Origin of the sequence: Streptomyces indicus, from assembly GCF_900100315.1 — a bacterium.
GTDB lineage: Bacteria > Actinomycetota > Actinomycetes > Streptomycetales > Streptomycetaceae > Streptomyces > Streptomyces indicus.
Genome location: NZ_FNFF01000003.1, coordinates 451,983 through 476,461 on the forward strand (window position 1 = coordinate 451,983; position 24,479 = coordinate 476,461).

Here is a 24,479-nt window from a genome sequence, read left to right on the forward strand (position 1 = left end):
GACCATCACGCACTGCGGACCCAGGGGAGGGCCAGGGGCCGCGATGGATTTCCGGTACGGGGCGCGGTAGGGGGGTGCCGTGCTCGGTGAACGCAACACTGCCGGAGTGCGCGCCGCGCGGCAGCACAAGCCAGCTCATCCGGAATGCCGGGAGTTCATGCCGGCATGCCTCCGGATGAGAACCCCCCTTTCGAACCGGAAATACATCCGGACCGCCCGGGGGCGGGCGGTCCACCGGACGAGAGGGACCTGACTCATGAGCTCTTTCCTGCGCCCGGCAGTCCCGGGTAACGATCCGTTAATCACGCCGTCCGAGAACGGCCACGCGACACGGGCCGGACGCATTCCCGACCAGTACCGTCCGGTCTCCACCCACCTGGCCATAGCGCCACCGGTCAGTGTGGTGATCCCCGCGATGAACGAGGCGGAGAATCTCCCCTACGTTTTCGAGACGCTGCCCGACTGGATCCATGAAGTGGTGCTGGTCGACGGCAATTCCACGGACGACACGGTCGCCGTCGCCAGGAAGCTCTGGCCGGAGGTCAAGGTCGTCACGCAGACCGGCAAGGGCAAGGGGGACGCCCTCATCACCGGTTTCGCGGCCTGCACCGGCGACATCATCGTGATGGTCGACGCGGACGGCTCGGCCGACGGCAACGAGATCGTCTCGTACGTCTCCGCGCTCGTCTCGGGAGCCGACTTCGCCAAGGGCTCCCGCTTCGCCAACGGCGGCGGCACCGACGACATGACGCCGATCCGCAAGCTGGGCAACTGGGCCCTGTGCGCGGTGGTCAACCGCAAGTTCGGCGCCCGCTACACGGACCTCTGCTACGGGTACAACGCGTTCTGGCGCTACTGCCTGGACAAGATCGACCTCGACTGCACCGGCTTCGAGGTCGAGACCCTGATGAACATCCGGGTGGTCAAGGCGGGCCTGAAGGTCCAGGAGATCCCGAGCCACGAGTACGTGCGCATCCACGGGGCGAGCAACCTGCGTGCCGTGCGCGACGGGATCCGGGTGCTCAAGGTGATCCTCAGGGAGCGCGCCGACCGCCAGCAGCGGCGCCGGCGCGCCCAGTTCGTCGCGCTGAACCGCGGACCGGGCGGCGAGAGGGGCGAACGGTCTTGAGCGACCCGCGCATCTCCGTGGTGATCTGCGTGTACACCGAGGAGCGCTGGGAGGACATCCTCGCGGCGGTGGCCTCGGTGCGCGCGCAGTCACGGCCTGCTCTGGAGACGCTGCTCGTGGTGGATCACAACGAGACGCTTCTGGACCGGCTCACCAAGGAGTACAAGGACGACGGCGGTACGCGGCCGGCGGGCTCCACGGTGCGGGTGCTCGCGAACGCGGGCCCCCGCGGCCTGTCCGCGGGCCGCAACACCGGCATCGCCGCATCGCACGGCGAGGTGATCGCCTTCCTCGACGACGACGCGGTGGCCGAGCGTGACTGGCTGCGGCACTTCGCCGCGGCGTACGAGGATCCGCATGTCATGGCGGTCGGCGGGCGCACCCTGCCCATCTGGGCCTCGGGCCGCCGCCCCGCCTGGTTCCCGGCCGAGTTCGACTGGGTCGTGGGCTGTACGTACAAGGGGCTGCCCGAGGGCCTGGTGCGGGTGCGCAACGTGCTCGGGGGCAACGCCTCGTTCCGCCGTGAGGCCTTCGCGGTGGCGGGCGGGTTCGCCACCGGGATCGGCCGCGACGGCGACAAGCGGCCGCTGGGCTGCGAGGAGACGGAACTGTGCATCCGGCTCGCCCGCGCGATGCCCGAGGCGGTGCTCCTGATCGACGACCGCGCGGTGATCCACCACCGGGTACCGGCGGTCCGCGAGCGCTTCGGCTACTTCCGTACGCGTACGTACGCGGAAGGACTCTCGAAGGCGCTGGTGGCGCGAAGTGTCGGCAGCGACAAGGGACTCGAGTCCGAGCGCCGCTACACCACGCGCGTGCTGCCCGCGGGAGTGGCGCGCGGACTGCGGGACGCGGTGCTCGGCCGGCGCGGCGGCGCGGGCCGGGCGGGGGCGATCGTGGCCGGAGTGGTCGCGGCCGCCGGTGGGTACGTAATCGGGAGCGTTCGGGCCCGCAGGGGAGGCGGGGCCTTCACCATCGCCGAGGTTCCGGTGACGGGCGCCCAGGCGCCGGTGACGGGACCGCGGGACGGTGAGGGGACGGACGCGGCGGGCGAGGGGGCCGCGGCATGAGCAGTCAGGCTGTTCCGATACTGATGTACCACGCGGTCGCGCACGCTCCGGCGCCCGCGACCAGGGACCTGTCCGTCGCACCGGACACGTTCGCCGAGCAGATGGAGGTCCTGGCGGCGGGCGGCTTCACGCCCGTCACCACGGCACGGCTCGCGGCCGCCTGGCGCGAGGGCGGACCGCTGCCCGCGAGACCCGTCCTCATCACCTTCGACGACGGGTACGAGGGGGTGCACGGGCATGCGCTGCCCGAGCTCGCCCGGCACGGCTTCACGGCGACGGTGTTCGTCACCACCGGCTGGCTGCGCGGCCCGTACGACACGGGCGGCGCGCTCGACACGATGCTGGACTGGCAGCAGGTCAAGGCGCTCGCGCACGCGGGGATCGAGATCGGCGGGCACAGCCACACGCATCCGCAGCTCGACCAACTCGGCGAGGACGCCCTCTGGTTCGAGCTCCGCCGCTCACGCGAGATCATCACCGACGAGACGGGGACCGCCCCCGCCTCGTTCGCGTATCCCTACGGATACTCGGACGCCGGCGTACGGCGGCTCGTGCGGGACGCGGGGTACGGCCAGGCGCTCGCGGTGGGCAACCACCTCGCGCGCCGCTCCCAAGGCCCGTACGCGATCCGGCGGTTGACCGTGGACCGCACGACCGGCATCGAGGAGTTCGCGCGGTCCGTGGCCGGACACGGCGTGGCGCGAACCTTCGCCAAGGACCGTGCGTTGACCAAGGGGTACGCCCTCGTCCGAAGAACCCGCAAGCTCCGCCGAAAGGCCGGCCTCACCCGTGTCTGACACGACCACCGCCCAGGCAGCCGCCGAGGTGAACGAGACGCCCGGAAGCAGCCGGCCGCCCTCCGGGAGCAGGCTCAGGCTGCCCGGGGGCGGCGGCAGTCCGCTGTTCCGCAACGCGTACGCGCTGATGCTGAACACCGGTATCTCCGCCGTGCTCGGCCTGGGCTTCTGGCTGGCCGCCGCCCGCTACTACTCGGACGCGGCGGTCGGCCAGGGATCGGCGGCGATCGCGGCGATGAAGCTGATCGCCGGGCTCGCCGCACTGACGCTCACCGGGGCGATGGCCCGGTTCATCCCGGTGGCGGGGCGCACCACGGGCAAGCTCATCCTCCGTACGTACGTGGGCAGTTCGTTCGCGGTGGCGCTCGCGGCGGGGGTCTTCCTGCTGACCCTCGACCTGTGGGGGCCTTCGTACGCCTTCCTGGACGGGCCGCTGCCCGGGCTCGCGTTCGTGCTCTCCGTCGTCGCCTGGTCGCTGCTCACCTTGCAGGACGGGGTCCTGACCGGGCTGCGCAGCGCGCTGTGGGTGCCGGTGGGCAACACCGTGTTCTCGCTGGTGAAGCTGGTGTTCCTGGTCGCGATCGCCACCGCCGTGCCTGTGGCAGGAGTATTCGTCTCCTGGGTCGCGGCGATCGCGGTGTCCGTGCTGCCGCTGGGCTGGCTGGTGTTCCGGCGGCTCGTGCCGAAGCATGTGAAGGCCACGAAGAAGGGCGCGCAGCCGCCTTCCCTGCGCGAGATGGGCCGCTTCCTCGCCGGCGACTACACGGGCTCGCTCTTCTCCCTGGCTGTCGTGTACCTGATCCCGGTGATCGTGGCCTCGCAGGTCAGCTCGGCGGACAACGCGTACTTCTACATCGCCACGACCATAGGCGGCACCGTCAACCTGCTCGCCATCAACATGGGCGCCTCGCTGACCGTCGAGGGCGCCCACGATCCGGGCCGCCTGGCCGCCAACTGCCGTGCGGCGCTCAAGCGGATGGCACGGATCATGCTGCCGGTCTGCGGGATCATGTTCTTCGGCGCGCCCTGGATCCTCGCGGTATTCGGCAGCGGATACGCGGACGCGGCCACTCCCCTGCTGCGCTGGTTCGCGGTCGGTGCGCTGCTCCGCGTGATCATCGAGACGTACTTCGCGGTGCTGCGGGCGCAGAGCCGCACCTCCGGACTCGCCTATCTTCAGGGCGCGTTGTGCGTCCTGGTGCTCGGCCTGACCCTGGTGCTGCTGCCGCGGATGGGGCTGACCGGCGCGGGGGTCGCGGAGGTCTGCTCGCTCGCGGTGATCGGTTCGATCTCCGCGTACAAGCTGTACGGGGTGGTCCGTTCGGCACCGCCCGCGGCCGCGCCGGCGCGCTCCCACCCGCGGGAACCGGTGGCCGCGGACGGGGACCTGTCGGACGTCGGGCAGCCCAGCGGCGAGACGACGATGGTCCTCGGACCGCTCGTGCGACGCCCGACCTGGGCGCTGCGCGCGGCCCTCGACTCGGACACGCTGCAACTCGGACTCCCAGTGGACTTCGACCACTTGGAGCGTCGCCCGGACGTCCGCCCCGGCCCCGGAACACCCGCGGGCGGCCTCCCGATCGTGGTCCCCGAGGCGATCCGCGCCCCGCACCAGCGCACCCGCCCGCGTCCCGCTGCGGGCGACACTCCGGCGTGGGCGCGGCGGTCCGGGTCGGGAGCGGGCTCGGGTGCGGATTCAAGCTCGGACTCGGGAGCGGCCCCGGGAGCGGGCTCGGACTCAGGAGCCGGCTCAGGGTCGGGTTCCGGGTCCGGCTCCACGAGCACGCTCGACCTGTCGAAGCGGGTCACGGCTGCCGGGTCCGGCGGAGGTGCGGGCGTACGGGCCGTGCTGCCCGAGGACGACGCTTCCCGGAGCGGGGCTTCGTCGGCGTCCGAGGACGGACCGCGGTCCAAGGACGCTGAGAACGGCGGCAGTTCAGGTGCGGACGACGGGGCGACGGCAGTGGCCGAGGGGGGCCTGCCGTCCGAGGGACGGGATGCGGGGGTGCCTGCCGTGAGAGAGACGCAGGTGGAGGCCGTACGGGGGCACGAGGACGCGTCCGTACGGGAGGACGAGGACGCGTCCATACGGAAGGACGAGGACACCTCCGTACGGGATGAAGTCGCCGATGCGGTGGAGGAGGGCGTCCCCGCCCAGGTTCGAGAAGGCGCCGTTGAGTCCGTACGCGATCGGGTGGACGGTGAGCCTGACGACTCGCCGTCTGCCGGCCTGGCCCCCGCCGTCATGGAGCCCGCGGACCGCGCTCCGGCGGAGGCGCCTGCGCCGGACGACGCCTCGCCGCAGGACCGACCGGAGGACTCCCCGGGCGGCGCCCGCGCCACCCCGGTGGATGCCGGCAGGTCCGTCGACGACGAGCCGGCCGACAGCGCCCCCGTCGACTCCCACCCGGACCACCACCCTGCTGCCGGCGACGAGTCCGACGAGCCCGATGACACGGCCGACACCGCCGACTCGAAGCACCCGGGCGGCCCGACGGCCTCGGACGACTCGGATGACTCGGACGACTCACCCGACCCCGAAGCCCCGACCGGCTCAGGCAGCCCGGCCGACTCCGGCGGTCCAGCGGACTCCGACAGTGCGGCCGACTCCGACAGCCCGGCCGACCTGGGCGAGCATCGCCCCACCTGGGCCCTGCGCCTCCCGTCCGTGCTGCCCGCACCCCGTGCGGCGAAGCCGTCGGCTCCGGTCACTCCGCCCGCAGCCGCCTCCACGGCCTCCGCCGCCTCCGGGCCCTCGCAGGAGGCCAGTGCGGAGCCGCAGAGCGAGGCCGTGCCCGTGGCGCGGGAGCAGCGGTCCAAGTTCCCCTCGGTGGTGGAGAGTTCGCCGCCCAGGGCCCGTGCGCAGTCGCTGTCCGGAGCGGCCCCCGAGCCGCCGCGCGGTGCGGTGGCCGCGCCGACGAAGCCCTCGCGTTCGTACGCGCTCGGCCTGCTCCTGCTGGTCGCGCTCGGCCTGTACTGGGTCCCGGTGCTCCGCATGGACGACGCCGACCTCGACGCCATGAACGGGCTCGGCCTGATCTCCGTGCTGCCGCCCGCGACCCTGCTCGGCGCCGCCCTGCTCGTGGTCACCTTCGCCTCACTGCTGTGGCACGAGCGGCCGCACAAGCTGCTGCTCACGCTCGCCCTGCTCGGGACCCTCGTGTCCCTGCACGCCCTGCCGGCCGTCATCGAGGCCGAGCCGCGGTTCGCCACGGCCTGGCAGCACCTCGGCTTCATGGAGTACATCGACCGCACCGGCTCCGCCGTGCCCGACCTGGACGCGCGCTGGAGCTGGCCGGGATTCTTCGCGGCGGCCACGTTCCTCGCCGAGGCCTGCGGCGTGGACGACATGCGCGAGGTCATCCGCTGGTGGCCGACGTTCATCCAACTCGCCTATCTCGCCCCGATGTTCCTGCTCATCCGCTCCCTGCGGGCGAGCTGGCGGGCCAAGTGGGCGGGTGTGTGGATCTTCGTGCTCAGCGGCTGGGTGGGCCAGGACTACTTCTCGCCGCAGGGCTTCACGTATCTGTTCTACATCGCCTTCGTGGCGATCCTCCTCGTGTGGTTCCGCGCCCCCAGGATGCTGTGGGCCAAGCGGCGGCCGGGCGAGGCGGAGGTCCTGCCGAACACACGCGGTCAGCGGGCCACGCTGGTCCTGGTCCTGATAGCGCTGTTCGCGGCCACCGTCCCCGCGCACCAGCTCACGCCGTTCGTGATGCTCGGCGTGATCGCCGTCCTGGTCGTCATCGGCCGCTCGGAGCTGCGCGGGCTGCCGATCCTCTTCGGCATCCTCGTCGTGGTCTGGGTCGGCTTCCTCGCCGAGCCGTACTGGTCGGGTCACTTCGAGGAGCTGTTCGGCGGCGTCGGCGGCCTCGGCGGCAACGTCTCCTCGTCCGTCTCCGGGCGCATCGAGGGCGGCAGTTCCATCCATCAGCTGGTGCTGTACTCGCGGGTGGGTCTGGCCGGCCTGGTCATGGGCCTCGCCGTGTGGGGCTGGTGGCGGCGGCGCGGCTACCAGTACGCGGAGCGTTCGCTGCTCGTGCTGACCTTCGTGCCGTTCCTCGGCTTCGGCATGCAGTCGTACGGCGGCGAGATGGCGCTGCGCGTGTTCATGTTCGCGCTGCCGGGCGCGGCGCTGCTCGCCGGTCTCGCCCTGTTCCCGAGGACCGGCATCACCGCGCAGGAGCGCGACCGCGACCGGGTCACCCTGGCGCCGCTCGCGGCCCTGATGGCCGGCCTCGTCCTCGTCGGCGGCTTCCTGATCGCCCGCTGGGGCAACGAGCCATTCGAGCGGGTGCGGCCCGGCGAGGTCGCGGCGATGGAGTACGTGTACGAGCATTCCGACCCGACCGTGCGGCTGCTCTGGCTGACCGACGACGAGGTCAACAACGTGACGCCCGCGGCCCCTTGGGGCAAGCAGGACATGGAGAAGGTCGAGTACCGGCCGACGCTCGCGCCGCCCGACCCGGTCCTCGTCGGCTCCCTGGTCAAGGCGCTCAGGGACGCCGGGCCCAACTCGTATCTGATGGTCAACCGCGGCCAGACCACCACGCTCAACCTGGACGGCGGCTATCCCCGCAGCTGGGACAAGCGCCTGATGAACAACCTCGACGACCGGCCGGAGCTCAAGCGGGCCTACAGCAACGAGGACGCCACGCTCTACACCCTGCGCAAGCAGCCGGAGGGCGAGGTCAGGAAGGCGGACCCCGGGCCGATCGGGCCGCAGGTCACCTGGACGCCGTGGTCGGTGATCGGCGCGCTCGCGGCCATCGCCCTGATCGCGCTGCTCGCCGTGCGCGAGGTGGTGCGGGTGGCCTCGCCGCCGAGTGTGCGGCAGTTGCAGTGGCTCCAGTCGACCTTCTGGTTCTCGCTGCCGCTGCTCGCGGTGCTGCTCGCCTCGCTGGTGCAGCGGTTCCTGACCCTGGCATGACGCGGAGGTCGCTGCCCCTGGTCCAGCGGTGGCGCGGGCGCACCGTCAGCGGCGCGCCCAGTGCACCTCGTACGGGCCGAGTTCCAGGCGCTTGCCGTCGACCGTCACCTTCGTGGTGCGGTCGACGGTGTTCACCACGAGCAGCGCCTCGTCGTCGGCGAGAACGCGCACCGGTGCGTCGTCGAGCGCCACGGTGACGTCCTCGTACCGGGTGCCGGGCGGGAACTCCTTCGCGAACCGCTCGATCAGGCCGAGCATCGGCAACTTCCGCCCGCCGTCGGCCAGTTCGGTGGAGCTCCACAGGCAGCCGGCGCAGTCCTCGCCACGCTTCTGCGGGTTCCAGTAGAAGGCGGTGCTCGTGCCGCCCTCGGCCAGCGCGATCATCCCGGTGGCCTGCACGGCGACGCGGTGCGGCTCGGCCCAGTCGTCGCGGTTGTCGTTGTGGTCGCCCGGCTCGACGTAGTACTCGGCCCACCACAGCGGCAGCCCGCCGGTGCGCTCCCGCACCCACTCACTGACGTCGGTGAACTTCTCGGTGGCCCGGAACTCGTCGGGCAGCAGTTCGTCGTCGGCGGTGTAGCTGGAGCCGTCGACGACGACGAAGTCGGCGCCCGCCTTGTTCTCGTTCCAGTAGTCGAAGGCGTCGAGGACGCGCTGGTCGGCGCTGCCCCAGTCGCCCTTGAGCTCGTCCGAGGCGTTGTCGGTCTGGCGCGGGTCGAGGCTGTCCATCACGAGGTAGGGGCCGCCGACGAGGATGTCCTCGTTGACCTTCTTCAGCTCGCGGTAGACCAGGTTGTAGAGCTCGGTGTAGCCCTCGTAGTCCCAGCGCGCCTCGGCATCGTTCCAGAAGCCCTTGAACTCGTTCCAGACGACGAAGTGCCGTACGTCCGGGTAGCGCTTGGCAACGGTCGCGGCGAGTGTTGCGAAGTCCTTGAAGTGCCGCCGTTCGGGGGCGGCTTCGAGCCGGTCCCAGTCGACGTTGTCGACTCCGGCCTTGCCGCCCTTCATCCAGTCGGGCGCGCAGCACAGGGTCACCACGGGCGTGGACTTCGTGGCGCGGATGAAGTCCATCCGCTCGTCCATCTCACCGAACCGGTAGCGGCCCGGGGAGGGTTCGGGGTTGTCGGAGCCCCAGCCCATGAGGTGCTGCACCTGCGGCAGGCGCGGCCCGGCGAGCAGCTTCTCGGCGCGCCCGACCGCGGCGTCCTCGCCCTCGTCCGCGCTGTGCTCGGTGTGCGTGAACCCCCAGCCGAGCTCGGCCTTCGGCCGGTCCGTGGGGATCGTGGGCGAGCCCCAGACCTTGTCGCCGTCCGTCGTCGTACCGGCCGTAGAACCGTTGCCGTCGGGCAGGTTGCTCAGGGTGAGCACCAGTGCCAGTGCGGCAAGACCCACGCCGAGCAGCGCGGTGAACCGCCACCGCCGTGCCCCCGAATTCCACCCATGACGTCCCATCAACGGGCAAGGGTAATCGGGGCAGTTGGCGGAATGACATACTCCGTTGCCACGGCCTTGTAACACACCCTTCCGGCGCAACGCGCCACGGCCCGCCCGGCTCCCGTCCGGACCTTTCACCGTCCGGACTCTCATCGTCCAGCCCCTCACCGCCCGGCCCGCGAAATTCCGTGCGCGGGGTTGCCCGGTGACGGATCATGTACCGCATGCCCGAAAAGGACCCGCGGCACTCCCTGCCGATCAGGCTGACCATGGATGACAACGACTCACCGTCGGATGTCGTCGATGCGCTGTTCCTCGCCCGGTTCGCCACCGGTGAGCAGCCGTACTCGCACGCTGTGTCGATCGAGCGCGTCAAGCCCGGCCTGGACCTCGTGCCGTCCGGGGCCGCGGTGCTGCGCGCGGTCCGCGACGACGACCGTTCCGCCACCCTCGCCGAGGGCGACGGCTGGACGCTCCTCGTCTCGCGCTGGAGCCGCGGTGCCGACGTGACCGTCATCGCCACCTCGGCCGAACTGGCCGAGCGCGTCGTCAAGCAGGTCACCGAGGACGCGGCCGACGAGCCCGAACCGCAGCCGGACAACGTGACGATGGGGTTCTGGTACGTCTCGCCGCGCCGCGGCCCGTACCGCACGACCCGGCAGATCGCGGCCGGTGCCTGGGACGAGGTGCGGCCCAACTACACGGCGGCCGTGGCCGATGCGATGGACCGCCTGATGAAGACCACGCCCGAGGACATCGCGGGCCGGCTGCTGCTCCTGCACGGCCCGCCCGGCACCGGCAAGACCTCGGCCCTGCGCACCCTGGCCCGCTCGTGGCGGGACTGGTGCCAGGTGGACTGTGTGCTCGATCCGGAGCGGCTGTTCACCGATGTCGGCTACCTCATGGACATCGCGATCGGTGAGGAGGACGGCACCGGCAAGGGCCGCTGGCGCCTGCTGCTCCTGGAGGACTGCGACGAGCTGATCCGCGGCGAGGCCAAGCACACCGCGGGCCAGGCCCTGTCGCGGCTGCTGAACCTGACGGACGGACTGCTCGGCCAGGGGCGCAACGTCCTCGTGGGCGTCACCACCAACGAGGACCTGGAGCGCCTGCACCCGGCGGTCGTACGCCCCGGCCGCTGCCTCGCCCGGATCGAGGTGGGCGCCCTGACCCGCAAGGAGTCCCTGGACTGGCTGGGCGCGGACTTCCCGGACGCCGCCTCGTCCGTCGGCCGCGAGGGCGCGACCCTCGCCGAGCTGTACGCGCTGCGGCGCGGGGTGTCGCCCACCTCGGTGCCGGATCCGCGGGACGGGGCGGACGCGGGGCTCTACCTGTAGGACACCGGGTGCGAACCGGCGGGCGCGGCACGCGGCTTGGCGGGCCCCACCCCCGGCTCGGGCGCGCCACTCGGCCGGGGTGCGAACCGCCCGCAGACGGTCAGGAGTACGCCGCCCGCACCGCGTCCTCGACCGCCGCCAGCGCCGCCGCGCGGTCCAGGCCGAGGCGCTTGGCCTGGGCCGCATAGGCGGCGGCCGCCGCGGCGGCCTTCTGCTCGGCCGCTCCCCCGGCCGCCGCGACGAAGGTGCCGTTGCGGCCGCGGGTCTCGATCACGCCGTCGGCCTCGAGGGCCTTGTAGGCCTTGGCGACCGTGTTCGCCGCGAGGGAGAGGGTCTCGGCGAGACCGCGCACGGTCGGCAGTTTGTAGCCCACCGGCAGCGCTCCCGAGCGGGCCTGCTCGGAGATCTGCGCGCGCACCTGTTCGTACGGGGCCTCGGCCGCGTCCTGGTCGATTCGGAGCTTCAGAGTCACGCGCCGATTGTCGCAGCCCGGCCTCCGCGGCGGACGGTACCGGTATCCCCCACCTGCTGTTTACCGCTGGCACCCAGAGACCGGGGCCCCGTCCATACCTAGGGCGAAGTCCCGTATACCTACCGGCCGGAAATTGGGAGGCACGGCTCCGGCGCGCCACGTAACGTCCGTGACCATGACCGTCATCGTCCGTGCTTTCCGACCCGAGGACGCCCCGGCCGCCACCGAGGTGCTGCGCGCCGCCCTCCCGTTCATGGTGACCACGCCCGAGGCCATGCTGTGGCAGAGCGCCCATGCCGCCCCCGCGAGCCGCTACCAGTTGTTCGTCGCCGAGCGCGACGGACAGATCGTGGCGCGCGGCGAGGCCGGTATCGCGCACGAGAGCAGCACGCCGGGCCAGGCTTTCGCCAACGTCTATGTCCATCCGGAGCACCGGGGGCACGGGGTGGGCGCCCTGGTGCTGCGCACGGCCGAGGAGCATGTCGCGGACGCCGGTGCGGACACGGTCTACTCGTGGGTGCTCGACGAGGGGCCGAACCGCGCCTTCGCCGAGCGCCGCGGCTACCGTTCGAGCCGCTCGGCCCACTTCCTCCGCCTCGACCTGGCGGCCGCGGCGCTGCCGCAGCTGCCCGCGATCCCGCCGGATGTCACGCTCGCCCCGGTCTCGGACTGGGCGGACGACCCGCGCCCGATGTTCGCCCTCGACGCGGAGTGCACGGCGGACGAGCCGGGCGATCTCGACGCCGCCCTCGACGACTACGAGGAGTGGCTGGACACGACCTGGCGCGACCCGCTGCTCGACCGCGAGCTCAGCACGGTCGCCCTGGTCGACGGCGTGCCCGCCGCGTTCACAGCGGCGCGTACGGACGGCCTGACCCGCTACGGGTCGGGCATGACGGGCACGGCCAGGGCGTTCCGCGGCCGCGGCCTGGCGAAGCTGGCCAAGGCGCACTCACTGCACCGGGCGCGGGCAGCGGGGTACACCGAGGCCTTCACGGGCAACGACGCGGACAATGCGCCGATGCTCGCGATCAACAAGTGGTTCGGCTATGAGATCTGCGCGACGGAGGTGCGATATGTCCGCGACCTCGGATGACTCCCTCGACGACATGGTGAAGGTCCACCTGACGAAGGCGGGCCGCACGAAGATCCGCTATCCGGCGCTCCTGGTCGCCGACGACGGCACGCAGGTGACGGTGCGCGCGCCGTGGGCGGGCGAGGGCGTGCGGGACTTCGGCTTCGTACGCTTCGAGCCCGGCGACGTCTTCACCGAGCACTACTGGCGCAACCGGTGGTACTCGATCAAGGAAGTGCGCACCGCGGAGGGCCCGTTGAAGGGCTGGTACTGCGATGTGACACGGCCCGCCGTCCTCGACGCCGGTGAACTGGTCGTCGAGGACCTGGACTTGGACCTGTGGGTGTCCGCGGACGGGGGCACGGTGCTGCGTCTGGACGAGGACGAGTTCGCCGCGAGCGGCCTCGCGGACCGGGACCCGAAGGCCGCCGAGGAGGCGGTCCGGGCCCTCGACGAGCTCGAAGTCGTCGCGCAGGTCAGGGGGTTGGCGACCCTTCTGGACTGATCCGGTGGCCGGCGGGCGGCCCGCCGGCCACCAGCTCCACCTCGAAGCCGAGCCCGTCCTCCAGATAGGCGGCGCAGTGCTGCGCGCCGCCCGCATACGGATGCGCATCGGCGTACATGAGCGACCATCCGTATACGGAGGCGCGCGCCACCAGGTCGTCCAGGGCGGCCCGGTCGCGGACGTGGAACGCCAGATGGTTGAGCCCGGGTGACGTGCGCCGATGCGTGTCCCCGGTCAGGGCCTTGGACTGCTCGAGGACCACGTACGTATCCGCGAGACGCCAGCTGCGCCCCGACTCCCAGCTCTGGTACGGCGTATAGCCGAGGTCGCCGAGCAGCGGGCCCCAGGAGGCCTCGGCCGCGGCGAGGTCGGGCACCCACAGCTCGATGTGGTGCGGACGCCCGGAGTTCGTGGGCGGCAGCACCCGCGCCCGCTCCCGGCCCGGCTCGTGCGCCACGGCGTCCCCGTCCTCGTGCCAGTGCAGCACGAAGCGCTCGCCCGTCCGGTAGGCCTCGATGCCCGCACGCGCGTAGGCCACGATGCCGTCCGGCAGCGCGGACAGCGGGAACCACTCCAGGGCGTCGCACTTGTCGGGCTCGCGGTTGTCCGGGGCCTGGTCCGTGGCCGACTCGAAGAACCAGCCGATGCGGGGCGCGCCGGCGGGTCCGCGGTGCTGCATCACCAGCGCCGTGCGCACCTCGGCCGGGTCGAGGCGCAGGCCCACCTCCTCCTGTGCCTCGCGCAGGACCGCGGCCCGGACGTCCTCGCCGTCCTCGAGGTGCCCGGAGGGCAGGTGCCACAGGCCGTCCGCGTACCCGGTGCCCGCGCGCCGGGCGAGCAGCACGCGGTCGCCGCGGCGGACGATCAGGTGCACGTCGACGACCTCGCGGTGACGGGGCGGCTCCAGCCTGGCCACCACCGCGTAGCGCAGGTCGTGCACCGGCCTGCCCCACAGGCGGGCGTCGGGCGAGAGGTCCTCGGTGTGCACGCGGGCCGCGAGCGGCGCGAGTGCCTCGGTGACCTGCTCGACGGGCAGACCTCCTTCGCCCCACACCCCTTCGACCAGCACGAGCCGGCCGCCGGGCCGCAGCAGCGAGCTCCAGTGCCGCAGCACCGCCGCGGGATCGGGGAAAGTCCACAGCACGTGGCGGACGAGGACCACGTCGAACCTGCGCCCGCCCACCGGCGGCCGGGCCGCGTCACCGACCACGAACTGCGCCGCTGCCCCTCCCCCGTCACTGGTCATTCCCGACACCTGCACGCCGAGCTTGGCCCGGGCGCGCTCCACCATGCTCGGCGCCAGATCCACGCCGAGGACGCGGTGCCCCTGCTCCACGGCGAGCTGCGCCAGGCTCCCCGTGCCGCAACCGAGGTCGAGCACCTCGGACGGCTCGCGCGGCAGCCACTGCGCGAGGCGCTCCGCCCAGGCCGCGCGGACCTGCGGGTCGCGCAGGCCGTGGTCCGGCTCCTCGTCGAAGGTGGCGGCCTCCGCGTCCCAGTCGACCCCGTGGTCCCGGGCCGTCTCGTGCTCGCGCGTGACCCCTTGGTCCCGGGCGGCTGCCTCGTCCGCCCGCATGGTGCTGTCCCCTCGCGTTTCGCTCATACGGCGATCCTCGCAGCCGCCACTGACAGTCCGGCCGTGCGGACATCGCCGGCCCCAACCCCCGTACGCTGCAAGGAAATCCCCGGCGTCCCACATGCTGATACGCAGGGGTCGGCCTATGGCCCGGCTGGGAAGAAACCTGGCAAGGAGCGTGACAAGCACCACTGACAAACCGGGCGGCGATGAGAAAGGCTCTTCGCCCGGGTCTAACCGAGTGGATGAACGGTACTCGCACCCGGGCGACTCGACGCTAGGAGGCCGCTATGCGCCGCCAGACGATCCGCAAGCCGATCAGCAAGCCCACCGTCCGTCGCGAGCGCGAGCGCTCCGAAGAGGCCCAGCGCAGGGTGGGCCCGCGTCCCGAAGTGCGCAAGGACATCCAGAAGACCTGGTGGCCGGAGGGCTGAGCGGTGGCCCGCCACAGACCCTCGCCGCCTCGGGCCGGCCACCGGCTCCAGGAAACTTCGGGCTCCGAGAAGCTTCAGGCCAGCCGCTTGCGGTAGTGGAAGCGGTCGTACACGCCGTCCTCCACCCGCCGCTCCACCAGTTCGTAGCCGAAGTACGGGTAGAGCTTCTGGTTCTCCCACATCTTGGCGTTCGTGTAGAGCCGGATCTCGCCGAGCCCCAGCTCGCGTGCGTGCCGTTCGGTGTATTCGAGCAGCGCGCGGCCCACCCCCTGGCCATGGGCCGAGGGGTGGACCGCGAGGGAGTCGAGGAAGAGGTGGCCGGGCTCGGGCACGAGCACCAGGAGCCCGATCACCGGGTCCCCGGTGACATGCACCCGCCCCGCCGCCACGTTCGCCGCGTGATCCGCGTCCATCGGCACGGGGCGCAGCCCGATGCGCTCGATGTAGTGCGCGTACGCGGCGTCGGTCACCGCTTGCACGGCGGGCACGTCGGCGGCGGTGGCGAGGCGGATGTCATGCCTCGGGGGCCGCATGTCATGCGTCATACGGACACGTTACGAGCCTCCGCGTCCTCGCCGCCCCCGTGGTCGCCGCCCTTCCGGCGCCCGCGCAGGACCAGCTTCTTGAGCAGCGGCCAGGCGAGCAGGATCGCGATGATCACGTAAACCGTCACGGAGAAGGGCGTGTTGACCAGGCCGCTGACGCTGCCGTCGCTGATCTGGAGCGCGCGGCGCAGCTGCTGTTCGGCGGCCGGGCCGAGGATCACACCGATGACGGCGGGCAGGATCGGCAGGCCGTAGCGGCGCATCCCGAAGCCGAGCAGGCCGATGAGCAGCAGGATCACCAGGTCGATCGCCTCGCCGGCCACCGCGTACGCGCCGACTCCCGCGAAGAAGAGGATGCCCGCGTACAGGTACGGGCGCGGGATGCGAAGGAGCTTGGCCCACAGGGGTGCGAGCGGCAGGTTGAGGCAGAGCAGCAGGACCATGCCGACGAACAGCGAGGCGATGAGGCCCCAGACCAGCTCGGGTTCGCGGTCGAACAGGAGCGGGCCGGGCTGGATGCCGTACTGCTGGAAGGCGGCGAGCATCACAGCGGCGACGGCCGTCGTGGGCAGGCCGAGCGTGAGCATCGAGACGAGCGTGCCGGCCGCCGAGGCGGAAGCCGCGGATTCCGGACCCGCGACGCCTTCGATGGCGCCCTTGCCGAACTCGTTCTTGTGCTTGGAAAGCCGCTTCTCGGTGACGTACGAGAGGAAGGTCGGGATCTCCGCGCCGCCCGCCGGGATCGCGCCGAACGGGAAGCCGATCACCGGGCCGCGCAGCCAGGACTTCCAGGACCGCCTGACGTCCGCCTTGCCGAGCCAGGGCCGGCCGACCGGGATGGCGTCGGCGCTGCGGCGGCGCAGATGGGCGGCGACCCACAGGGCCTCGCCGATCGCGAACAGACCCACCGCGACGATCACCACGTCCACGCCGTCGGCGAGTTGGAGCGAGCCGAAGGTCAGACGCTGCTGGCCGGTCATCTGGTCGAGGCCGATCAGGCCGATGGTGAGACCGATGAGCAGCGAGGCGAGTCCGCGGATACGGGAGGAGCCGAGGACGCTGGTCACGGCGATGAACGCGAGGACCATGATGGCGAAGTAGTCGGGCGCACCGATGTCGACCGCGAGGTCCGCGATCTTCGGGGCGAGCGCGACGAGCAGGATCGTGCCGACCATGCCGCCCGCGAAGTGCCCGATCGCGGCGGCCGCAAGGGCCTGGGCGCCGCGGCCGGACTTGGCCATCGGGTTGCCTTCGATGGCCGCGACCACGGCGGCCGATTCGCCGGGGGTGTTGAGCAGGATCGAGGTGGTGGAACCGCCGAACATCGCCCCGTAGTAGATGCCCGCGAACATGATGAACGCGCCCGTCGGGTCGAGCCCGTACGTGACCGGGAGCAGCAGCGCCACGGCCATCGCCGGACCGATGCCGGGCAGCACACCGATCGCCGTGCCGAGCAGCACGCCGATGGCGGCCCAGAGCAGGTTGATGGGCGTGAGGGCCGTACCGAAGCCGTCCATCAGGGAGTTGAGAGCGTTCATGTCACAGCGCTCCGATCAGCGGGCCGCCGGGGAGCGGGACTCCGAGCAGGTTGTTGAAGACGGCGTACGTGACCACGGAGAGCACGGCCGCGATCAGCGGGTCGCGGTCGAGGCGCCGTGAGCCGAGCGCGAAGGCGGCGCCCCAGAAGAGCAGGGCTCCGGCGATCGGGAAGCCGAGCGGGCCGATGAGCACCGCGAAGCCGAGGAAGACGCCCGCGAGCAGCAACACCGTGCGCCCGTCGGCGGGTTCGGAAAGATCGATGTCCTCGCCGCCTTCGGCCTCGCCGCGGCCGCCGCGCAGCACGTCGACCGCGAGCAGGACGGCGATGACGAGCAGCCCGATACCGACGACGACCGGCACGGTCTTCGGCCCGATCGGGCCGCGCTGCTCGATGTCGACTTCCATCGTCAGCGCGTCGGTGAGCACGAGGACGCCGAGCGCCAACAGCAGGACGGAGACGCCCAGTTCGGAGTGCTCCCGCAGCCACGATTTGCGCGGGGCCGCCTCGGGGGCCTCGGGGGGTTCGATGGTGGTGGTCACAGCCCCAGCTCCTTCAGTACGGACACCACGCGCTTGTCCTCCTTGTCGAGGAACTCGCCGAACTCCTCGCCGGTCAGGAAGGCGTCGCTCCAGCCGTTCGTCTCCAGGGACTTCTTCCACTCGGGCGACTTGTGGAGCTCCTCGAAGAGGTTGATGAGCTTCTCGCGCTCGTCCTCGTCGAGGCCGGGCGGGGCGACGATGCCGCGCCAGTTGGTGAAGTCGACGTCGTATCCCGACTCCATGAGGGTCGGGCCGTCCAGGCCCGGGACCCGCTTCGAGCCGGTCACGGCGAGCAGCCTGAGCTCGCCGGACTTGATCTGGTCGAGGTACTCGCCGACGCCCGAGACGCCGAAGGCGACCTTGTTGCCGAGGATCGAGGCGAGCAGTTCGCCGCCGCCGTCGAAGGGGATGTAGTTGACCTCCTTCGGCGCGATCCCGGCCGCGCGGGCCATCAGCATGGGCGCGAGGTGGTCGGGCCCGCCGGGCGAGGAGCCGCCGCCGACCGGCAGCTTGCCGGGGTTCTTCTTCCAGGCGCCGATCAGGTCGTCGATCGTCTTGTACGGCGAGTCCTTGGCCACGACCACGACGTCCTGCTCCTCGGTGAGCCGGGCGATCGGGGTGGTGTCGGCGAGGGTCTTCGGCGAGTGGTTGGAGCGGGCCGCGCCCACCACGCCGAGGCCCATGGACATGGCGAGCTTGCCGTTGCCCTTGTCCTCGGCGATCCGGGCCAGGCCCACGGTGCCGCCGGCGCCGGGCATGTTGAACACCTCGATGCCGTTGTTGAGGCCGGCGTCCTCGGCGTCCTTGGCGGCGGTGCGCGCGGTGACGTCGTAGCCGCCGCCCGGGGTGTTGGGGACCATGAAGCGCAGCCGGGGGATCTTGGTGCCGTCGTCGGCGTCGCTGCCCGCCGAGAGCAGCGGCGGGGCCCCGAGGACGAGGAGCGCGGCCCCGAGCAGGGCGAGGGGAGTGCGCAGACGCACGTGTGCCACCACCTGTCGGTTCGTGAAGAAGCGGGTTGTAAGCGGGCGTTAAGGCCCTGTGAGGTGGCCCACATGTTGCCTGCGCGTTAACAAGCTGTCTCTCTTCCGCAAGCAACGAACGTTGTGGTCGTTGTGGTCCCGCGCTTAACCTGCGCCGATGAGTGCGCAGAACCCCGCAGATCCCGCCACGAAGGTCCTCGTGGTGGACGACGACTTCATGGTGGCCAAGCTGCACAGCCGCTACGTCGCCGCGATGGACGGCTTCGCCGTGGCGGGCGTCGCGCACAACGGCGCGGAGGCCTTGCGCGCGGCCGACCGGCTGCGCCCCGACCTCGTACTCCTGGACGTCTACCTGCCGGACATGGACGGCATTTCGGTCCTGCGGGAGCTGCGCGCGGCGGAGGAGCGGGACCCCGCACGCACCCCGGTCGACGCCCTCTTCATCACGGCCGCGCGGGACGCGGAGGTGATCCGCTCGGCGCTGCGCGCCGGCGCCCTGCACTACCTGATCAAACCCTTCAACCAGGCAGCTTTGCAGGAGCAGTTGAGGCACGTGGCAGCCCTGCGCACCCGTCTCGACCAGCTGGACGAGGCCCGGCAGGAGGACGTGGACCAGATCTTCGGCACCCGACCCCCGGGCTCGCGCGAACTCCCGAAGGGCCTCGCGGCCCACACCGCGGAACTGGTCGAGCGCGTCCTGCGCACCCACCCCGAGGGCCTCTCCGCCACGGAGTGCGCGGAGTCCGGCTCCCTGTCCCGCGTCAGCGCCCGCCGCTATCTCGAGTACTTCGCCGATACGGGCCGGGCGGAGGTGACCCTCAAGTACGGGGGAACGGGACGGCCGGAACGCCGGTACCGGTGGGTCGGATAGGCACTCACGCCCCAGACCGAACTCCCCCTCAACGCGGACAGAACCTGACCTAAATGACTCCTACGGTGGTCTTGTCAGCAGGTCCCGCCAGGAAGGTGCGGACCTCTCTCACCCCCTCACGGAGGAGCCCAGCGATGACCTTCCTCGTCACCGGAGCCAGCGGCAGCGTCGGCCGGCAGATCGTCCGGGAACTCCTCGCCAAGGGCGAGAAGGTGCGGGCCCTGAGCCGGGACCCGGAGCGTGCGGGCTTCCCCGAGGGCGTCGAAGCGGTACGCGGCGACCTGACGGATCCGAAGAGCCTCACGTCCGCCTTCGACGGCGTGGAGGCGGTCCATCTGATCACGTTCGGCGGGGAGTCGTTCGCCCCGCTGGAGACCGGTCCCGAGATCCTGGAGCTCGCGCGGCAGGCCGGGGTGCGCCGGATCACGGTGCTGCACGGCGGCGGCCCGACCCCGCTGGAGGAGGCCGTGCGCTCGGGCCCGGTCGACTGGACCGTGATCATGCCGGTGGAGTTCATGTCCAACGCCCTGGAGTGGGCCGAGTCCATCCGGACCACGGGCACGGTCAGCGAGCCGTTCACCGGGCGGCTCAGCGCGATGGTGCACGAGGCCGACATCGGCGCGGTGGCGGCCGAGGCGCTGCGCTCGCCGGGCCACGCCGGCCAGGCGTACGTGGTCACGGGCCCCGAGGTGCTCACACTCCAGGACAAGGTGGACGCCATCGCCGCGGCCCGAGGCAGCGCAGTGCGACTGCTCGAACTGACCGAGGAGCAGGCACGCGAGCAGTGGCAGGCCAAGGGCTTCCCCGAGGAGACCATCGAGTTCCTGGTCATGGTCTACCGGGACACCCCGGTGGAGGGCCGCACGGTCACGGACGTGGTCGAACGGGTCACGGGCCGCCCCGCCCGCACCTTCGCCGCGTGGGCACGCGAGCACGCGGCGGAGTTCACGGCCTGAATCGCTATCGTGTACGACCGCACCGGAGACCTTCCCCGGTGCGGTCGTACGACGGGGGATGAAGATGACGCCGCGCGCACCGCGCTGCATCCTCGCGGCGGCAGTGGCCGTCGCCGCGTACAGCGGCCCGAACCAGGACGACGGCAATCCCCGGCACGTCGAGCAGCGGACGGCCGCGCAGTGCGCCGAGGAGATCGCGCTGCTGAACGAGGCCCGGTTCGAGGCCTCCGTACGAGCGATCGAGGCGCAGCGTCACGGCGCCCTCCACGTCACCGACTTCGCCGTGGACGCGTCCTGCACGGAGGCCGTCGAGGCCGACACCGACCGCTGTCTGCGGGAGGCGGATGAGGTGGCGGCGGCCGAGCAGCCGCCGGCCGCCAACCGGCCTGGGACCCCCGCGGTCACCCCGGACCCGTCACGCGCCCCGGCACACGACCCGGCACCGGACGCCTTCGATCCGTACGACCTGCTCGGGGAGCTGGACGGCTTCCCGGCCGAGTGCGACTGGGCGGTCCTCGACGCCCTCACGGGCCGCTCCGCCACAGGACGCGTGCGCTGATCCGGCCGTCGGAACCGGACATCCCCGGCACGCGCTTAACCGCCTCTGATCGATTCCTTAAAGCGACCATAAGGATCACCGGGAACCGCCCTCAGCAGGCGAATTCGCGGCTCCGGAGGGCTAACTTCATGTCCGCCGACGGGGGTTCGCCCCGGTCGGCGCCCCAGGTAGGGGGCGGGTTCGACCTGCCGGTGCCGCGCGTATCGGGGGGCCGCACCGACGGTACGTACCCGCCTCGTACCCCCCACACGTGAAGTCGCTCAAGGAGTTCCCCACATGACTGCTCGCCGCAAGGTCGCCTACGCCGCAGCCGCCGGTGTCGCCCCGCTCGCGCTGACCGCGCTGGCGATATCCCCGGCCGCCGCGCACGGTTCGATGACGGACCCGGTGAGCCGTGTCGCCGCCTGCTACGCCGAGGGCCCGGAGTCCCCCGACTCGGCCGCGTGCAAGGCCGCCGTCGCCGCGTCCGGCGTGCAGGCCTTCTACGACTGGAACGGCGTCAACATCGCCAACGCCGCGGGCAAGTCGAAGGAGATCATCCCCGACGGCAAGCTGTGCAGCGCCGGCAACGACAAGTACAAGGGCCTCGACCTGCCGCGCGGCGACTGGCCCTCCTCGAAGCTCTCGGCGGGCAGCCACACCTTCCGCTACAAGGGCACGGCCCCGCACAAGGGCTCGTTCGAGCTGTACATCACCAAGGAGGGCTACGACCCCTCGAAGCCGCTGAAGTGGTCGGACCTGGAGGCCAAGCCGTTCGCGACGGCCACCGACCCGAAGATGGAGAACGGGGACTACGTCTTCTCCGGTGACATCCCGGAGCGCTCCGGCCGTCACCTGATCTACTCGATCTGGCAGCGCTCGGACTCCCCCGAGGCCTTCTACACCTGCTCCGACGTGGTCTTCGGCGCCGACAACGGCGGTTCCGCGGGCGGCGGTTCGGCCCCCGAGGAGCCGGCGGCCGAGCCGTCCGCGCCCAGCGAGGAGCAGATCGCCGACGGCCAGGAGCAGTCGACCGTCGAGCACAACGGCCACGGCGACCAGAACGCGGACACGGGCGCCGAGGCCACCGCCGCGGCCCCCGAGGAGAGCGCCCCGCAGGAGAACGCCCCTGAGGCGGCCGGCGCGGCCGACGAGCCCGTGGCCGCCGGCGAGAACCTCGCCGAGACCGGCGGCGACTCGACCACCCCGTACATCGCCATGGGCGGCGCCGCGGTCCTCGCCCTGGGTGCGGCCATGCTCTTCGCGACGGTCCGCCGCCGCGTCTCCACGGGCCGCCACAGCCGCTGACCCTCGGGTCACCGGCCCCCGGGCGCCGGTGACCGCCGCGGGTCGGCCACGGCTGACGGCTGACGGCTGACGGCTGACGGCTGACGGAGCCTGCGGTCACGGGCACCGACCACGGGCCATCGCCCACCGGTCACCGTCCACTGGCCACCTGGCTGGCCATCGCCCACCGGCCTCCGGCCCCCGCCCACCGACCACCCCCCACCCCGGCACCCAGACTCCGAGGGCCCTGGGACACAGCCCTCGGATGCCGGCACCGACGCCACCGCTCCTCCCCCACCTCAAGGGAGCGGTGGCGTCGGTGTGCGTACGGCCGGATTCCGCGTCGGGCCGGTTACCGCGCCCGGGGGTGCCGCACCCGGCCGGTTGCCGTGAGCCGCGCACCCGCAGGCCCTACGATCCCGACGTGCCCGAATTCCGTATCACCCACCGCACCCCGCTCCCCGTCGACGAGGCCTGGCGGCGCGTGACGGACTGGCAACGGCACGCCGCCCAGGTCCCGTTCACCCGTACCACCGTCCTCACCGACGGCCCCAACCGCGAGGGCACCCGCTTCGTGGCCCGCACCGGGATCGGGCCGATCGGCTTCGACGACCCGATGGAGGTCACGCTCTGGGAGCCGCCCGCCCCGGCCGCGCGCTGCCGGCTCACCAAGACGGGCAAGGCGCTGACGGGGTGGGCCGAGATCGAGGTGCAGCCGGCGGTGCGCGGGACGGGGTCGTACGTGGTGTGGCACGAAGACCTGCGGATCGTCCGACTCCCGCGCTTCATGGACCAGTTGACGGCCCGCGCGGGACACCTGGTCTTCGGATACGCGCTGCGGCGCATCCTGAAGTAGCGTCGGCGAAGCTCAGCCGAGCCGGCAGGAGTTCACCACATCACCGCTCGCCGGCCGGGGCACGGTGGCGCTCGCCGGCGGCTGCTCGCGCCGCTCGACCCAGCGGGTCATGGCCGTGAACGCCTCGCGGTAGCAGGGCAGCACGGGCCGCAGCCGGTCGGGATAGGTGTCGTAGAGGCTGTCGACGTGGGTGCCGCCCTCGACGGTGTACGAACGGTGCAGCCCGCCGCGCCCGCGCTCGGCCACCATCTCCGTATACGCACCGGCGTTCTGCCCGATCGGCAGCAGGGCGTCGAGGTCGCCCTGAAGCGTCAGCAGCGGCCGGCCGATCCTCCCCGTCAGCGAGACCCGGTCCACGGCGCGCCGCACCGAGTCCGGCCGCGCGGCGTAGTCGTACGCGGCGTCCGAGGCGCAGGGCGCGAGGATCTCCGGCACCGTGGCACCGGCCGAACTCCCCGGACAGGCCGGGTCGTAGCCGGGGTCGAACTCGGCACGGTAGATCTTCTGCGTCAGCCCCCAGTAGGCCCGCACGTGGTAGGGCCACAGGAAGTCCGTCTCCGCCGGGAAGCCCGCCACCACCAGGTCCTCGGCGCTCGCCCGGCCCATCCCGTACGCGGTGGCCGTGGGCAGGGAGCTGAACATGTTGGGTCCGTCGGCCGTGAACAGCGTCCCCTCCCAGTCCACGCCGCCGTCGTACAGCTCGGGATGGTTCTCCAGCTGCCAGCGCGTGAGGTAGCCCCCGTTGGAGATCCCCGTCATATACGTACGGGCCGGAGCCTTGCCGTACGCCTGCCGCAGCACACCCTTCGCGGCCCGCGTGAGCTCGGTCGTCCGCCGATGCCACTCGGCCACGGCGTCACCGGGCCGCCTGCCGTCGGTGTAGAAGTCCGGCCCCGAGTTGCCCTTGTCTGTGGCCGCGAAGGCGTACCCCTGCGCGAGCACCCAGTCGGAGATCAGCACATCCAGGGCGTACTGCTTGCGCACGCCAGGAGCGCCGGTCACGACGAGCTTCCCGTTCCACCGCTCCGGCAGCCGGATCACGAACTGCGCGTCATGGTTCCACCCGTGGTCGGTGTTGAGCCGCGAGGTGTCCGGGAAGTACCCGTCGATCTGCACCCCGCGCACCCCACTCGGATTGACCGTCCCCTGGGCGGACAGCCCCGCCCAGTCGGCCGGATTGGTGTACGGGGTCCCGACGAGCGCGGCAGTGGTCAAGTCCGGGAGACAGACGGCCTGTTGATGCTCGGCCCCCTTCACCGTGACCCGCTCCGCACGGTCACAGAGGGCGGTCCCACCGGGGTGCGCGGCGGCCTGACCACCGGGCGCGACCAGCGCAAGCAGCACGGCGAACAGAACGCCACGGGTACGGCGATGCATGGACGACCTCCGGGTGCCGGGACTGAGGGGTGCCGGGCCATGCTCGGCCGGGGTGCCGGGGTGGGGCCATGGTGTGGGGGACCACGATGTGGCACCCGGCCATGGGGGCGGCGCCCACCACAGACCCCCGGAGCACGGGCCCGCGACACGTTCGGACGCCACGGTCGAACGAATCGTATGGATGTTCGATATAGTGATGTGACCAGGTCACAGAGGTGGACGTGGTCGATG

General features: G+C 71.8%; 21 protein-coding genes. 13 read left to right on the plus strand and 8 right to left on the minus strand.

All coding sequences use genetic code 11. The features are described from left to right. Positions 1–256 precede the first annotated feature (256 nt). Genes BLT97_RS11580 through BLT97_RS38455 form a run of 4 tightly spaced genes read left to right on the plus strand, consistent with a single transcriptional unit; the run spans position 257 to position 7,926 of the window. The gene (locus BLT97_RS11580) at positions 257–1,129 is read left to right on the plus strand and encodes a glycosyltransferase family 2 protein (RefSeq protein ID WP_176953727.1); all 873 of its coding nucleotides are present in this window, start codon (positions 257–259) and stop codon (positions 1,127–1,129) included. Further along, the gene (locus BLT97_RS11585) at positions 1,126–2,199 is read left to right on the plus strand and encodes a glycosyltransferase family 2 protein (RefSeq protein WP_093608858.1); all 1,074 of its coding nucleotides are present in this window, start codon (positions 1,126–1,128) and stop codon (positions 2,197–2,199) included. Before BLT97_RS11580 ends, BLT97_RS11585 begins: the two co-directional genes overlap by 4 nt. Continuing rightward, positions 2,196–2,996 (plus strand): polysaccharide deacetylase family protein, encoded by an 801-nt coding sequence (locus BLT97_RS11590; RefSeq protein ID WP_093608860.1) that lies wholly within the window; start codon positions 2,196–2,198, stop codon positions 2,994–2,996. The genes BLT97_RS11585 and BLT97_RS11590 overlap by 4 nt, the downstream gene beginning before the upstream one ends. Then, a complete protein-coding gene (locus BLT97_RS38455; protein ID WP_425442680.1) occupies positions 2,989–7,926 on the plus strand; it encodes a lipopolysaccharide biosynthesis protein in 4,938 nt (1,645 codons plus the stop codon). The genes BLT97_RS11590 and BLT97_RS38455 overlap by 8 nt, the downstream gene beginning before the upstream one ends. Positions 7,927–7,971: 45 nt before the next feature. Here BLT97_RS38455 and BLT97_RS11605 read toward each other — a convergent pair whose 3' ends face one another. Continuing rightward, positions 7,972–9,378: a glycoside hydrolase family protein gene (locus BLT97_RS11605; RefSeq protein ID WP_093608862.1), complete on the minus strand. Its 1,407-nt coding sequence runs from the start codon at positions 9,376–9,378 to the stop codon at positions 7,972–7,974. Positions 9,379–9,584: 206 nt separating this feature from the next. Between BLT97_RS11605 and BLT97_RS11610 the strand changes: the two genes are divergently transcribed. Then, positions 9,585–10,697, plus strand: coding sequence for a DUF5925 domain-containing protein (locus BLT97_RS11610; protein ID WP_093608864.1), 1,113 nt, complete (start codon positions 9,585–9,587; stop codon positions 10,695–10,697). A 100-nt stretch (positions 10,698–10,797) separates the two neighbouring features. Here BLT97_RS11610 and BLT97_RS11615 read toward each other — a convergent pair whose 3' ends face one another. Next, the gene (locus tag BLT97_RS11615; RefSeq protein WP_093608866.1) at positions 10,798–11,169 is read right to left on the minus strand and encodes a GntR family transcriptional regulator; all 372 of its coding nucleotides are present in this window, start codon (positions 11,167–11,169) and stop codon (positions 10,798–10,800) included. Between the two features lie 175 nt (positions 11,170–11,344). On the opposite strand from BLT97_RS11615, the gene BLT97_RS11620 reads away from it, so the two are divergent. Together BLT97_RS11620 and BLT97_RS11625 are read left to right on the plus strand one after the other, a co-directional pair. Next, on the plus strand, positions 11,345–12,265 hold the full coding sequence (locus BLT97_RS11620; protein ID WP_093609066.1) for a GNAT family N-acetyltransferase: 921 nt from the start codon (positions 11,345–11,347) through the stop codon (positions 12,263–12,265). Next, positions 12,246–12,749, plus strand: a complete 504-nt coding sequence (locus BLT97_RS11625) for a ribonuclease FAU-1 family protein (protein ID WP_093608868.1) — start codon at positions 12,246–12,248, stop codon at positions 12,747–12,749. The genes BLT97_RS11620 and BLT97_RS11625 overlap by 20 nt, the downstream gene beginning before the upstream one ends. Here the strand turns inward: BLT97_RS11625 and BLT97_RS11630 are convergent. Beyond that, positions 12,721–14,352 carry a trifunctional class I SAM-dependent methyltransferase/NUDIX hydrolase/VOC family protein gene (locus BLT97_RS11630; protein WP_245769254.1) on the minus strand — a complete coding sequence of 544 codons (1,632 nt, stop codon included), beginning with the start codon at positions 14,350–14,352 and terminating at the stop codon, positions 12,721–12,723. The genes BLT97_RS11625 and BLT97_RS11630 overlap by 29 nt on opposite strands. A 263-nt stretch (positions 14,353–14,615) precedes the next feature. On the opposite strand from BLT97_RS11630, the gene BLT97_RS37820 reads away from it, so the two are divergent. Beyond that, positions 14,616–14,759: a hypothetical protein gene (locus BLT97_RS37820; RefSeq protein WP_093608872.1), complete on the plus strand. Its 144-nt coding sequence runs from the start codon at positions 14,616–14,618 to the stop codon at positions 14,757–14,759. Positions 14,760–14,833: 74 nt separating this feature from the next. On the opposite strand, the gene BLT97_RS11640 is transcribed toward BLT97_RS37820, so the two are convergent. Genes BLT97_RS11640 through BLT97_RS11655 form a run of 4 tightly spaced genes read right to left on the minus strand, consistent with a single transcriptional unit; the run spans position 14,834 to position 18,363 of the window. Next, positions 14,834–15,304, minus strand: a complete 471-nt coding sequence (locus BLT97_RS11640) for a GNAT family N-acetyltransferase (RefSeq protein ID WP_245769255.1) — start codon at positions 15,302–15,304, stop codon at positions 14,834–14,836. Then, positions 15,301–16,842, minus strand: coding sequence for a tripartite tricarboxylate transporter permease (locus BLT97_RS11645; RefSeq protein WP_093608874.1), 1,542 nt, complete (start codon positions 16,840–16,842; stop codon positions 15,301–15,303). Before BLT97_RS11645 ends, BLT97_RS11640 begins: the two co-directional genes overlap by 4 nt. 1 nt (position 16,843) lies before the next feature. Continuing rightward, positions 16,844–17,383, minus strand: coding sequence for a tripartite tricarboxylate transporter TctB family protein (locus tag BLT97_RS11650; protein ID WP_093608876.1), 540 nt, complete (start codon positions 17,381–17,383; stop codon positions 16,844–16,846). After that, entirely contained in the window at positions 17,380–18,363 is a 984-nt protein-coding gene (locus BLT97_RS11655) for a Bug family tripartite tricarboxylate transporter substrate binding protein (protein ID WP_176953728.1), read from the minus strand. Before BLT97_RS11655 ends, BLT97_RS11650 begins: the two co-directional genes overlap by 4 nt. A gap of 157 nt (positions 18,364–18,520) precedes the next feature. On the opposite strand from BLT97_RS11655, the gene BLT97_RS11660 reads away from it, so the two are divergent. The 5 genes from BLT97_RS11660 to BLT97_RS11680 all read left to right on the plus strand — a co-directional run bounded on the left by BLT97_RS11660 (position 18,521) and on the right by BLT97_RS11680 (position 22,871). Next, positions 18,521–19,234, plus strand: a complete 714-nt coding sequence (locus BLT97_RS11660; protein WP_093608880.1) for a response regulator — start codon at positions 18,521–18,523, stop codon at positions 19,232–19,234. A gap of 134 nt (positions 19,235–19,368) precedes the next feature. Then, the gene (locus BLT97_RS11665; protein ID WP_093608882.1) at positions 19,369–20,190 is read left to right on the plus strand and encodes an NAD(P)H-binding protein; all 822 of its coding nucleotides are present in this window, start codon (positions 19,369–19,371) and stop codon (positions 20,188–20,190) included. Positions 20,191–20,254: 64 nt separating this feature from the next. After that, the gene (locus tag BLT97_RS11670) at positions 20,255–20,749 is read left to right on the plus strand and encodes a hypothetical protein (RefSeq protein ID WP_143041327.1); all 495 of its coding nucleotides are present in this window, start codon (positions 20,255–20,257) and stop codon (positions 20,747–20,749) included. 276 nt (positions 20,750–21,025) lie between these two features. Continuing rightward, complete coding sequence (locus tag BLT97_RS11675; protein WP_093608886.1) at positions 21,026–22,036, plus strand: lytic polysaccharide monooxygenase; 1,011 nt, start codon at positions 21,026–21,028, stop codon at positions 22,034–22,036. Between the two features lie 403 nt (positions 22,037–22,439). Further along, complete coding sequence (locus BLT97_RS11680; RefSeq protein ID WP_093609070.1) at positions 22,440–22,871, plus strand: SRPBCC family protein; 432 nt, start codon at positions 22,440–22,442, stop codon at positions 22,869–22,871. A gap of 12 nt (positions 22,872–22,883) precedes the next feature. Here BLT97_RS11680 and BLT97_RS11685 read toward each other — a convergent pair whose 3' ends face one another. Continuing rightward, the gene (locus tag BLT97_RS11685) at positions 22,884–24,248 is read right to left on the minus strand and encodes a tannase/feruloyl esterase family alpha/beta hydrolase (RefSeq protein ID WP_093608888.1); all 1,365 of its coding nucleotides are present in this window, start codon (positions 24,246–24,248) and stop codon (positions 22,884–22,886) included. Positions 24,249–24,479 lie beyond the last annotated feature (231 nt).

What these genes read in the sequence shown, in the direction of transcription:
- BLT97_RS11580 (WP_176953727.1), top strand. Translation starts at nt 257, where the DNA reads ATGAGCTCTTTCCTGCGCCCGGCAGTCCCGGGTAACGATCCGTTAATC.
- BLT97_RS11590 (WP_093608860.1), top strand. Translation starts at nt 2,196, where the DNA reads ATGAGCAGTCAGGCTGTTCCGATACTGATGTACCACGCGGTCGCGCAC.
- BLT97_RS11605 (WP_093608862.1), bottom strand. Translation starts at nt 9,378, where the DNA reads ATGGGACGTCATGGGTGGAATTCGGGGGCACGGCGGTGGCGGTTCACC.
- BLT97_RS11610 (WP_093608864.1), top strand. Translation starts at nt 9,585, where the DNA reads ATGCCCGAAAAGGACCCGCGGCACTCCCTGCCGATCAGGCTGACCATG.
- BLT97_RS11620 (WP_093609066.1), top strand. Translation starts at nt 11,345, where the DNA reads ATGACCGTCATCGTCCGTGCTTTCCGACCCGAGGACGCCCCGGCCGCC.
- BLT97_RS11625 (WP_093608868.1), top strand. Translation starts at nt 12,246, where the DNA reads ATGTCCGCGACCTCGGATGACTCCCTCGACGACATGGTGAAGGTCCAC.
- BLT97_RS11630 (WP_245769254.1), bottom strand. Translation starts at nt 14,352, where the DNA reads ATGAGCGAAACGCGAGGGGACAGCACCATGCGGGCGGACGAGGCAGCC.
- BLT97_RS37820 (WP_093608872.1), top strand. Translation starts at nt 14,616, where the DNA reads ATGCGCCGCCAGACGATCCGCAAGCCGATCAGCAAGCCCACCGTCCGT.
- BLT97_RS11640 (WP_245769255.1), bottom strand. Translation starts at nt 15,304, where the DNA reads ATGACGCATGACATGCGGCCCCCGAGGCATGACATCCGCCTCGCCACC.
- BLT97_RS11645 (WP_093608874.1), bottom strand. Translation starts at nt 16,842, where the DNA reads ATGAACGCTCTCAACTCCCTGATGGACGGCTTCGGTACGGCCCTCACG.
- BLT97_RS11660 (WP_093608880.1), top strand. Translation starts at nt 18,521, where the DNA reads ATGAGTGCGCAGAACCCCGCAGATCCCGCCACGAAGGTCCTCGTGGTG.
- BLT97_RS11665 (WP_093608882.1), top strand. Translation starts at nt 19,369, where the DNA reads ATGACCTTCCTCGTCACCGGAGCCAGCGGCAGCGTCGGCCGGCAGATC.
- BLT97_RS11670 (WP_143041327.1), top strand. Translation starts at nt 20,255, where the DNA reads ATGACGCCGCGCGCACCGCGCTGCATCCTCGCGGCGGCAGTGGCCGTC.
- BLT97_RS11675 (WP_093608886.1), top strand. Translation starts at nt 21,026, where the DNA reads ATGACTGCTCGCCGCAAGGTCGCCTACGCCGCAGCCGCCGGTGTCGCC.
- BLT97_RS11685 (WP_093608888.1), bottom strand. Translation starts at nt 24,248, where the DNA reads ATGCATCGCCGTACCCGTGGCGTTCTGTTCGCCGTGCTGCTTGCGCTG.